Annotated in this window: 9 protein-coding genes and 1 pseudogene; 5 read left to right on the forward strand and 5 right to left on the reverse strand. The window is 52.5% G+C overall.

The window, feature by feature from the left end; genetic code table 11:
• Positions 1-17 precede the first annotated feature (17 nt).
• A complete protein-coding gene (locus QK300_RS09825; protein ID WP_281301517.1) occupies positions 18-575 on the reverse strand; it encodes an NUDIX hydrolase in 558 nt (185 codons plus the stop codon).
• Between the two features lie 486 nt (positions 576-1,061).
• Here QK300_RS09825 and QK300_RS09830 point away from each other — a divergent pair, with 486 nt between their 5' ends.
• The gene (locus QK300_RS09830; protein WP_281320840.1) at positions 1,062-3,134 is read left to right on the forward strand and encodes a HAMP domain-containing sensor histidine kinase; all 2,073 of its coding nucleotides are present in this window, start codon (positions 1,062-1,064) and stop codon (positions 3,132-3,134) included.
• Between the two features lie 46 nt (positions 3,135-3,180).
• A complete protein-coding gene (locus QK300_RS09835) occupies positions 3,181-3,672 on the forward strand; it encodes a hypothetical protein (protein ID WP_281301519.1) in 492 nt (163 codons plus the stop codon).
• Between the two features lie 31 nt (positions 3,673-3,703).
• Here QK300_RS09835 and QK300_RS09840 read toward each other — a convergent pair whose 3' ends face one another.
• The gene (locus QK300_RS09840; RefSeq protein ID WP_281301520.1) at positions 3,704-4,876 is read right to left on the reverse strand and encodes a VWA domain-containing protein; all 1,173 of its coding nucleotides are present in this window, start codon (positions 4,874-4,876) and stop codon (positions 3,704-3,706) included.
• A gap of 398 nt (positions 4,877-5,274) precedes the next feature.
• On the opposite strand from QK300_RS09840, the gene QK300_RS09845 reads away from it, so the two are divergent.
• Positions 5,275-6,063 carry a VPLPA-CTERM sorting domain-containing protein gene (locus QK300_RS09845; protein WP_281301521.1) on the forward strand — a complete coding sequence of 263 codons (789 nt, stop codon included), beginning with the start codon at positions 5,275-5,277 and terminating at the stop codon, positions 6,061-6,063.
• A gap of 178 nt (positions 6,064-6,241) precedes the next feature.
• Here QK300_RS09845 and QK300_RS09850 read toward each other — a convergent pair.
• A pseudogene (locus QK300_RS09850) lies at positions 6,242-6,919 on the reverse strand (response regulator transcription factor); the annotation flags it as partial.
• A 379-nt stretch (positions 6,920-7,298) separates the two neighbouring features.
• Here QK300_RS09850 and fliI point away from each other — a divergent pair.
• Both fliI and fliJ read left to right on the forward strand, forming a co-directional pair.
• Positions 7,299-8,624 (forward strand): flagellar protein export ATPase FliI, encoded by a 1,326-nt coding sequence (gene fliI, locus QK300_RS09855; RefSeq protein ID WP_281301523.1) that lies wholly within the window; start codon positions 7,299-7,301, stop codon positions 8,622-8,624.
• A gap of 10 nt (positions 8,625-8,634) precedes the next feature.
• Positions 8,635-9,060: a flagellar export protein FliJ gene (gene fliJ, locus QK300_RS09860; RefSeq protein WP_281301524.1), complete on the forward strand. Its 426-nt coding sequence runs from the start codon at positions 8,635-8,637 to the stop codon at positions 9,058-9,060.
• A gap of 43 nt (positions 9,061-9,103) precedes the next feature.
• Here the strand turns inward: fliJ and QK300_RS09865 are convergent, their stop codons facing one another.
• Both QK300_RS09865 and QK300_RS09870 read right to left on the reverse strand, forming a co-directional pair.
• Positions 9,104-9,442: a DUF4112 domain-containing protein gene (locus tag QK300_RS09865; protein ID WP_281301525.1), complete on the reverse strand. Its 339-nt coding sequence runs from the start codon at positions 9,440-9,442 to the stop codon at positions 9,104-9,106.
• 116 nt (positions 9,443-9,558) lie between these two features.
• A partial coding sequence (locus tag QK300_RS09870) for a hypothetical protein (RefSeq protein ID WP_281301526.1) occupies positions 9,559-9,840 on the reverse strand: 282 nt, incomplete at its 5' end.

The raw sequence follows: 9,840 nt of genomic DNA on the forward strand, positions 1-9,840 counted from the left end.
CAGTGAAGCCTTGTCAATCAGGACTGCAACAAAAACCATTGCAGGGCGATCACGGTTTTTGCATCCTGAAGCCGGTTTGAAGCCAGCAAAGATTTGATCTCATCGAAAGGGATGCGAACGATCTCGATATGTTCTCCGGGATCGGTGCCACCGCCTTTATGCACAGCTTTGCTATGATCGATGGTGCCAGCAAAGATAAAGCTCCGCTCGGTGGAATAGCCGGGCGTGGGATAGCACAAGCTGATCAGGGTCAGGGGGCCGGGGGTGAGCCCCGCTTCCTCGATGGCTTCGCGGTGGGCCGCGTCTTCCGGTTTTTCCCCCTCTTCGATCACCCCGGCGACGATTTCCAAAAGCGCACCGGGGCCTTTTTCATGGGTGGGCCATCTGAATTGCTCGACTAAAATCACCTCCCGCTGAATATCGTCAATCAGCAAAACCGAGGCCGCATCGCGCCGATTGAGGCGCATCAAACGATGGGGGCCAGAGATGCCTTGATCCTTGAATCCAAAGCTGATATCGGCGCTTTCGATCTTTAGATAATCGTCAAAAAGGCAATTTTTGTTTTCGATTTTCATGTCAATCCTGATCATGAGGGGTGAAGCAATGCAGAGCGGGAAAAGGGTTCTCGTCGCTCAGCCCGATAAGGACTCCGGGAATTTATATGATGCCTTGGTGATTCGTTCTATGGTTTATCGATTTTAGCCTTGTTTATGCCCTTTGTTACAGATCTGTTTATAATAAGCATATTTTTACGTGAAATATCATTATCCATTGCAGCAATGAAATTATACATCATCACAATCTATTGATCTTGACTCACGGTAAGCGCGTATCATAGCAGCACGGGGTTCATGCAGATAGATCGCATGGTTGTTTCAAATAAAATTCATGAAATGATTTCCTTGATGGAAAGAAAAATATTTTTTCAGCACTTTGCCCATTTTTTGGTCGTGTCCCTTATGGTGCTGGCGCCCGCTTTTTCTGCGTTCGCGCAAAGCCCTGAACAGTCTGTTCTGTCTGATCAATCTGCTGCCAAGACCGATGATTTATTGGATCAGGTTATGGAGCGGATTGAAAATGGTCAGCATGTGCTGTCGCAGGCTTTTCTGGATGATGAAATCGCCTTGGTCGAACAGCTTCAGGGCAGGGCGCAAAGGCTTCAAATCTTCAGGATTGCCAGCTTTTTTTCCTGGCTTGAATTACAAGAGGAAAGCCTCATCTGGGCCAACCGCCTGATTGCTGAGGCCCGTTTGGCCGATGATCGGCAAATGGAATCGCTGGGCCAGATTGCGCTGGCTTATGCCAATGGCATGGAAGGGGGCTATCAGGCGGCTTTGGGGGCTCTGGAAATTTATGAAGAAGAGGCAAGGCTCAAGAACAAGCCTGCTGCTGCCCTTTATGCAGGCAGCCGGATGGCCGCCCTTTATCCTGTGGTTGGGCAGATGCAACAGGCCCTTGAAATTCTGGAAACAGGATTTGTTCTTTTGGATGCTGTGGACGATGAGCAATTAAAATCTTTTCTGCGTCTCGATCTGCTTAATATCAGCGGTTATGTGATGACCAATCTTGATGATGTGGAGGGCGCTGCGCGTTATTATTTAAAGGCGCTGGATCTGGCGGATCAGATCGAAGTGCTGATTGATGGCGAAACCATTCTCTTTAATTTAGCAACGACTGCCGCTTCTTTGGGGGATACGCAAAGGGCGGTGGAAATTTACCAGAGGTTTTTGTCTTTACTCGAAGGGCGAGAGCGCAGCGATAGCCATTTTTATGTCTATTATGGGCTGGCTGAAGCCTATCATTTTATGGAAGATTATGAGCAATCGGTTTCATGGGCCGATAAGGCTTTTGCCGCCCTTGATGCCAATGCCCCTTTCTCGGCCGATCTGGCGATGACCCAAGCGCAGAATTTGATCGCATTGGATCGCCTTGAAGCTGCTAAACCCTATATCCAACAGGTGCGTGATTATATCGCACAGAACCCTGAATTAGAGGGATCGGAATTTGCATCCTTCCTTTTCCTTTTGCAATCACAGCTTGAGGAAGCTCAGGGGCAATATGAAGCTGCTTTGACATCCCATATAGTTTATACCAATCAAAGGATGAAAGCGCTGAAAAACATGTATTTAGGCGATCTTTCCGGCTTGCGGATGCGCCTTGATGAAAGGGTCGAGGAAGAACAGGCGAAAAGATTAGCGGCAGAATCCAGCCAATTTCAAAATGAGCAGAGATTGAAGCTGCAACGTTTATGGCTGTCTGTGGCTGTTTTCGCAGCCTTGATCGCCAGCATTTTATTCGTATATCAAAAACGGATGAATAAAGCCCTGAAGCAGAGCCGGGCGCGGGCCGAGGCGGCCAATGTTGCAAAAAGCAATTTTCTGGCGCAGGTCAGCCACGAATTGAAAACCCCCCTCAATGCGATCATCGGTTTTTCGGAAATGGCGGCCAATGAAATGCTGGGGCCCTTGGGCAATGATCGTTATCGCGAACATGCCAAATCCATTCATCAGGCTGGCCATAATCTATTATCGGTGATCAATGATATTCTTGATCTTTCCTATATTGGAAGCTGGGAAAAAGATCTGGATGAACAGCGATGCAAGGCTGAAAATCTGATCGCTGAAGCCCTTCAAAAGGTGCAATCACAGGCGAAAGCGAAAGAAATCGCGCTTGTGATGGCTGATATGTCCTCGCCTCATCAGCTTTCGTCCATAGAATTGCTGATTGATCGGCACCTGGTTTGCAAGGCGCTGCTCAATCTGCTGTCCAATGCGGTGAAATTCTCGCCGCCCCGAACCGAGGTGCGGATCACGACCGCCTTGCTTGATGATGGGGCCTTTCGTCTGTGCATAGAGGATGAAGGCATTGGCATGTCGGAGCGAGATGTTGAGCGCGCTTTGCAGCCCTTTGGCCAGATACAAAATGTTTTTACCCGCAATCATGAAGGGGCGGGCCTTGGCCTGCCCTTGAGTGTGGCCTATCTTGATCGCCATGATGGGAGCTTGGGTTTGCAGTCGCAATTGGCTGAGGGCACCAAAGCCTGTGTGACCCTGCCACCCGATCGTGTGTTTATTGTGAACGCGAATGCTGATAAAAATAAGACGGAACAAGCGGATATCATGATGGGCGCCTGAGCATGATTTTGCCACATAATTTTGCCCATTGTCGAAGGAATGGCGGATGCGGCTCGGACGTGCTCTTTTCTGTTTTGGATTTTTGGGGCTGGCCGCGTGTGATCATGAAGAGGTGCGCTTTTGCAAGGCGTGGATCGCCTCTGCTCATGACGATCACAGCCTTTCATGGCAAGATGTCTCCATAAAAGATCAACCGCTGACTGCGCTTGAAGCCCAACAAACCGTTTTCCCCAATTACGATCCCCATGCCCATTTCAAAAGGCGACCTGATAATATCCCCTCGATTTTATATGCCCTTGAAATCCTCCCCGCAGATTTGCGCACGATCAGCATCAATTATCGCTATCAGCCGAAAAAAGCCGGGCCAGATGATTTGGCCGATGGCCCCATTGAAGAGCGGAAAACCTGCCGCTTTCTGCGCCTTTCGGATCGACCCCATGATGTTTCCCACGCGGCTTTGGTCAAATTTTCCATGGAAAGCGCCTTGGATGGCAAGGAGACGCGCTGTTGCATCAAGGTCAATGAAAATGTGCGCTGAAGGGGCCGTTTGAGGTCAGCGGAGACCGCCTTTAAACGAGTGCCCGCATGGCATCGTTCAATCCGGCTAAAGTCAGGGGAAACATCCGATCTTTCATCAGATCGCGCATCATCGTCAGCGATTGGCTATAAGCCCAGTGCTGGGCCGGGATCGGATTGAGCCACACGGCCTTGGAATAAACGCTCAAGGCCCGGCGCATCCAGGTTTCCCCGGATTCTTCGTTCCAATGTTCCACCGAGCCGCCCGGATAAGCAATTTCATAGGGGCTCATGGATGCATCGCCCACAAAGATCAGCTTATAATCGGCGGGAAAGCTGTGCAAAATCTGCCATGTATCGATGCGTTCCTGATGGCGGCGGCGATTATCTTTCCACACGCCTTCATAAAGGCAATTGTGGAAATAGAAAAATTCCAGATGCTTGAATTCGCTGCGGGCTGCGGAAAATAGCTCTTCGGTGATCTTCACATGATCATCCATCGATCCGCCAACATCAAGAAACAGCAGGATTTTAACGGCATTATGCCGCTCAGGCCGCATTTTGATATCCAGATAGCCCTTTTTCGCGGTGGATCGGATGGTATCATCAAGATCAAATTCATCCAAAGCCCCGGTGCGGGCAAATTGCCGCAAACGGCCAAGGGCCACCTTGATGGACCGGGTGCCCAATTCCACCTGATCATCGAAATTGCGGAATTCCCGTTTGTCCCACACCTTGATGGCGCGGCGATGGCGGCTTTCCTTTTGTCCGATCCGCACGCCTTCGGGATTATAGCCATAGGCCCCGAAAGGCGATCGCCCGGCGGTGCCGATCCATTTATTTCCGCCCTGATGGCGCTCTTTTTGCTCTTCGAGGCGTTTTTTCAAGGTTTCCATGATCTGATCGAAATCGCCCAAAGATTTGATCTGCTCCATTTCTTCCGGGCTTAGATGCAATTCCGCCAGTTTTTTCAGCCAATCTTCAGGCAATTCGATCTGATCGCCATCGCTCAGCAGATCCAGCCCTTTGAACACATGGCCAAATACCCGGTCGAATTTATCAAGATTGCTTTCATCCTTCACCAAAGCCGCCCGGGATAGATAATAAAATGTCTCGACCGAATAATCGGCCAAACCTTCATCCAGGGCTTCCATCAGCATCAGATATTCCTTGAGACTCACCGGCACACCGGATTGCCGCAGGCTTTGGAAAAAATGGATGAACATGAAGCGCACTCTCCAGCTATCGGTCTTTGGTGATCGGTCTCTTAATATCAGGCTTTAAATATAAGGCTCCAAATATCATGCTGGGACGATCATAGCCCCGGACGAGCCTAGCATGAAAGGGCCACTGAGCGCGCCATCACCATATTGGCAGGGCTGATGCGGGCGGCGCATAGACTTGTTCTAAAATGGGACAAAGCCGTCAGCTAATTTTACAGATCAAAAATAGTCACGCGACAAATAAGGATGAGAGGGAACTAACATATTGATTATGAATGGCTTTTATGGTGATGGCCGAAATGGCCCATATCTTGCTGTGACAGGGGGGAGATCTGGCGCGCTTGGCGTGATCAGGCATGGACCGTTTGATTTTTGAGCCGACAGGCGAGATGGGGGCGAAGATGACAGCTAAGGGAATGAAAAGCGCTGCGGCATCCTGTGTGGCGGTGATCCTGTCGGGAATGGCGATGGCGGCTCCGGTGGAGGCTGCGGTCATTGCCAGCCATGATTATAATCTGTTCAGCCACCCCGATGGCAATCAGGCACCGCCGATTTATGGCCTGCGCCTTGATGGGATCGAGCGTTTTATGACCGGTGGCGGGCGTGCATCCGATGTGTGGACCTTTGCTTTTACCGAGGTAACAGCACGGCTTGAAGTGCATGATGATCCGGCCCTGAACAGCTTTCGCATCACAGGCGTGGGCGAAGGTGGGCGCGATTCGGGGGGCGGGTCTTATGTGGCTTCGGCCCCGGTGAGCTTTGATTTCACCTATCAGGGATTTGCAGCGGCGGCTGATTTCGATCCTCTTAATCCGGGGATCCAGATTTTTGGTGATGGTGCGGGGGCCAGTTCCAAGGGAACCGGCCAATTAAGCTTTCTGGATTCTGTTTTAGGGATTGATGCCGGGATGCAGGTGGGCCTGATTGCCTGGGGCGATCAATCGGGTCGGCTGTTCAGCTTTTTATCCAATAACCATCGGCTCGATTGCCCGCAATCAGTGCATTGCGGCTTTCCTGTGGGCTGGGGCTGGCTGGGGCTGACAGATGGCGCGCAACGTGTGTCCCATGTCTCGTCGCAGGATTTTCTGTTTGCCAGCCGCTATGTTACCGATGTGCCCGTGCCCGCGAGTGCGCTGTTTTACATGGCCGGGCTTTTTGGTCTTGGGATGATCGTCCGCCGCAAGCGCTGATCGGAGTTTTATGATCACCATCTGAAATCGGCTCGCCAGTGCGTTTCATCACTTGGCGAGCCTTTTTTTGTTTCAATGGGTCTGCCGGCTTTTAACTGGCCAGCGCGTTGGCGACTTCGGCCCCCTTGGGGCTTCTGTCCCCGGAATTTGTGGCCGTATTTTTTTCGCCATGGCTGTCTTCATCGGGATCGCGCAAAACATAGCCACGCCCCCACACGGTTTCGATATAGTTTTCGCCATCAGTGGCCGATGCCAGCTTTTTTCTCAGCTTGCAGATAAACACATCAATGATTTTTAATTCCGGCTCATCAATGCCGCCATAAAGATGATTGAGAAACATTTCTTTGGTGAGGGTGGTGCCCTTGCGCAGGCTCAAAAGTTCGAGCATGGCATATTCTTTTCCGGTCAGATGCACCCGATTGCCGCGCACATCCACGGTTTTGGTATCCAGATTGACCGAAAGCTTGCCGGTTTTGATCACCGATTGGGAATGGCCCTTGGACCGGCGCACAATGGCATGGATGCGGGCCACCAGCTCTTCTTTGTGAAAGGGCTTGGTCAGATAATCATCGGCGCCAAAGCCCAGGGCTTTCACCTTATCTTCCATTTCCGATTGCCCCGACAAAATCAGGATCGGTGTATTGACCTTGGAAAGCCGCAGCTTTTTCAAGACATCATAACCATGCATATCGGGCAGGTTGAGATCGAGAATGATGATGTCATAATCATAAAGCTTACCCAGATCGAGGCCTTCTTCGCCAAGATCCGTGGCATAAACATTGAACCGCTCGACCGAGAGCATGAGCTCGATGCTTTTGGCTGTGGTGGTATCGTCTTCGATCAATAGCACGCGCATGGTCTTCTCTCCTGTGCGCTGCCGGAACATTTCTTGCTCCGGTTTCCTGTTTTGTGGCCACGAGAGTCGACAATGCCCCCGCTTCGCCTTCATTCATCATTGGCCTTTTGCGTTAAGACCTTTAGACTTTCTGGCTCTCAGATTTTTCAGGCCATCAAGCATAAAATGCTTGCACCCCCTGAGTCGCCCCCTCATTAATCAAAGTTAACAGGCGATTTATTAACAAATTATAACCTTAATAGAAACGAGCAACCGCAAAAAGCCTGAAATTGCCTTATTAAACATAGTTTACTTAGGTTTAAGAAAATGCGCACAGGATGGCTTTTCAGCGATTATGGCCCGCATTGGCCGCTTTATCTGCATTTTGGAATCTCCTGACATGGCTGCGAGTCTCAAAAGTCTGCATATCGGAATCAACCGGATTCAATCCGATCGCCGCTATGGCCGGGTGGTGGCGGTGCGTGGTTTGCTGGTTGAGGTGGCGGGCGCAGAACACAGCCTGTCTGTGGGATCGCGGGTGATCATTGAAGCCCGGGATCGCCGCCTGATCGATTGCGAGGTGATCGGCTTTGGGGATGAGCGGTCGTTGGTGATGCCCTTCACCGGGCTGGATGGCGTGGGAATCGGCTGCAAAGCTTATGTGGGCGAACAGGAACCGGCGGTTTATCCCTCGTCCGCATGGCTTGGCCGGGTGGTCAATGCTTTTGGGCAGCCGGTGGATGGCAAGGGCCCTTTGCGGGAAAGTGGCGAACCGGCGCTTTTGCGCGCCCGCCCCCCGGCGGCTCATGAACGGCAAAGGGTGGGGGCAAAGCTTGATCTGGGCGTGCGCGCCCTCAATAGCTTCGTTTCCTGCTGTTCGGGGCAAAGAATGGGGATTTTCGCGGGCTCGGGTGTCGGGAAATCGGTGCTGATGTCGATGCTTGCGCGCTATACCGCCACCGATGTTGCGGTGATCGGCCTGATCGGTGAACGCGGGCGCGAGGTTCAGGAATTTATCGAGGATGATCTGGGCGAGGAGGGGCTGGCGCGCTCTGTGGTGGTGGTGGCCACATCCGACGAATCGGCCCTGATGCGGCGGCAGGCGGCGTGGCTCACCCTCACCTTATCGGAATATTTTCGCGATCATGGCCAGCAGGTTTTGTGCCTGATGGATTCGATCACCCGCTTTGCCATGGCCCAGCGTGAAATCGGCCTAGCGGGGGGCGAGCCGCCCACCACCAAGGGCTATACCCCCACCGTTTTTACGGAATTGCCGAAATTGCTGGAGCGGGCAGGGCCGGGGCCGCGGGGTTCGGGCTCGATCACCGGGCTTTTCACCGTGCTGGTGGAAGGCGATGATCATAATGAGCCGGTGGCCGATGCGGTGCGGGGCATTTTGGATGGCCATATTGTGATGGAGCGGGCGATTGCCGAACGCGGCCGCTATCCCGCCATCAATGTGCTGAAATCTGTTTCGCGCACCATGCCCGGCTGCAATAGCGACGCGGAAAACGAAATCGTGCGGGAAGCGCGCACCAGCCTTGCCGCCTATGCCGATATGGAAGAAATGATCCGCCTTGGCGCTTATCGTCGGGGCGCGGATGCGGTGGTTGATCGGGCCATCGATCTGATGCCCCAGCTTGATGCCTATCTTAATCAGAAAAAAGAGGATCAAACCAATCTGGCCGATGGCTATCAACGACTGGCCGATATTCTTCGATCATGAAAGGTGAGCGATGAAGGGTTTGGATGGCATGATCCGGCTGTCGAAATGGCAGCTTGATGAAGCGCGAAAGGAACTGGCCGGGGTGCAGGCCGAGATCAATGAGATCGATGCCCAGCTTGCCGCCCTTTCAGGCCAATTGGAAAAAGAAGGGGCTTTTGATGGCGATGTGCTGGCGGGCCTTTCTTTTGGGGCCTTTGCTGCCGCCACATTCGCCCGCCGCGATGCGCTGCTGAAAAAGCGCCATGGCGTGGAAAAACAGCGCAATGCCAAGGAAGATGTGGTGCGCGAAGCCTTTCAGGAACTCAAGAAATTCGAGATTTTGGCCGAACGCCAAGCCCTGCGCCAAAAAGAGGACGCGGCCAAACGCGAAACAGCCATGCTCGATGAAATGGGCATCCAGCGCCATCATCGCGACAAGGAAGCCGATAAGGAATAAGGCGCTCATCTTTATGCTGAGGGGTGGCGAATCGGCTTGGTACCTATTCGCGGTGCCGGTTCTGCTCAGCCTTTAAAAGGGCGATATTGCGATTGTTCACCTTGAAAGCAATGTCGAACAGATCCCCTGCCACAGGGATGCTCCCCAGCAGAAAATCGATCCCGATATTGGCCAGCATCTGCGCAATCACCCGCTTGCGTGCGCCCATATGCACGGCTTCCGCCACCAGATAAAGGGATACCAACGCCATCACGGCATCGCCAATGCCGGGGATCAGGCCGATGATGCCATCCAGCCCCACCCGCACCCCAAGGCCGGGAATGCGAAAGCGGCTGTCGAGCAAGTCCGCCAATCCCTCCAGCCGCTTCAATCGCTGGTCCATGGTCTTTCCTTTTCTCCTCCATCCCGTTGAATTTTATATCTGACCCATAGACCAAAAGATTTCGGATATTGTCCCTACGCCATATTCAATCAGAAAAGGCGGCCCCCGCGAAAGATTCAGCGCCAAAAACCAGCGCCATGATACGCTTTAGCATAGCAACCCGATGCCGAGGACTGCTGCCTGAGATGGCGAAAGAGGGCGATGTCAAAAAACTTCCAAAAAGGGTTTGACAGGCCATGCCAGCATCCATATAACCCGCCCTCACCGCTGCGGAGCACACGGCTTCGAAACACGGCGGCGCCTTGGAAATCAAGGCTTTGATCTTTGACAGTGTTGATGAGAGAAGGGAGATGCGGTCGGTGGTTTCGTTTGGACCACTTGACAGGCATCTTTGTGAC

Source organism: Iodidimonas sp. MBR-22, assembly GCF_029946565.1.
Lineage (GTDB): Bacteria > Pseudomonadota > Alphaproteobacteria > Sphingomonadales > Rhodothalassiaceae > Iodidimonas > Iodidimonas nitroreducens.

Coding starts and splice junctions, on each gene's coding strand:
- QK300_RS09825 (WP_281301517.1), bottom strand. CDS start 575: ATGAAAATCGAAAACAAAAATTGCCTTTTTGACGATTATCTAAAGATC.
- QK300_RS09830 (WP_281320840.1), top strand. CDS start 1,062: ATGGAGCGGATTGAAAATGGTCAGCATGTGCTGTCGCAGGCTTTTCTG.
- QK300_RS09835 (WP_281301519.1), top strand. CDS start 3,181: ATGCGGCTCGGACGTGCTCTTTTCTGTTTTGGATTTTTGGGGCTGGCC.
- QK300_RS09840 (WP_281301520.1), bottom strand. CDS start 4,876: ATGTTCATCCATTTTTTCCAAAGCCTGCGGCAATCCGGTGTGCCGGTG.
- QK300_RS09845 (WP_281301521.1), top strand. CDS start 5,275: ATGACAGCTAAGGGAATGAAAAGCGCTGCGGCATCCTGTGTGGCGGTG.
- fliI (WP_281301523.1), top strand. CDS start 7,299: ATGGCTGCGAGTCTCAAAAGTCTGCATATCGGAATCAACCGGATTCAA.
- fliJ (WP_281301524.1), top strand. CDS start 8,635: ATGAAGGGTTTGGATGGCATGATCCGGCTGTCGAAATGGCAGCTTGAT.
- QK300_RS09865 (WP_281301525.1), bottom strand. CDS start 9,442: ATGGACCAGCGATTGAAGCGGCTGGAGGGATTGGCGGACTTGCTCGAC.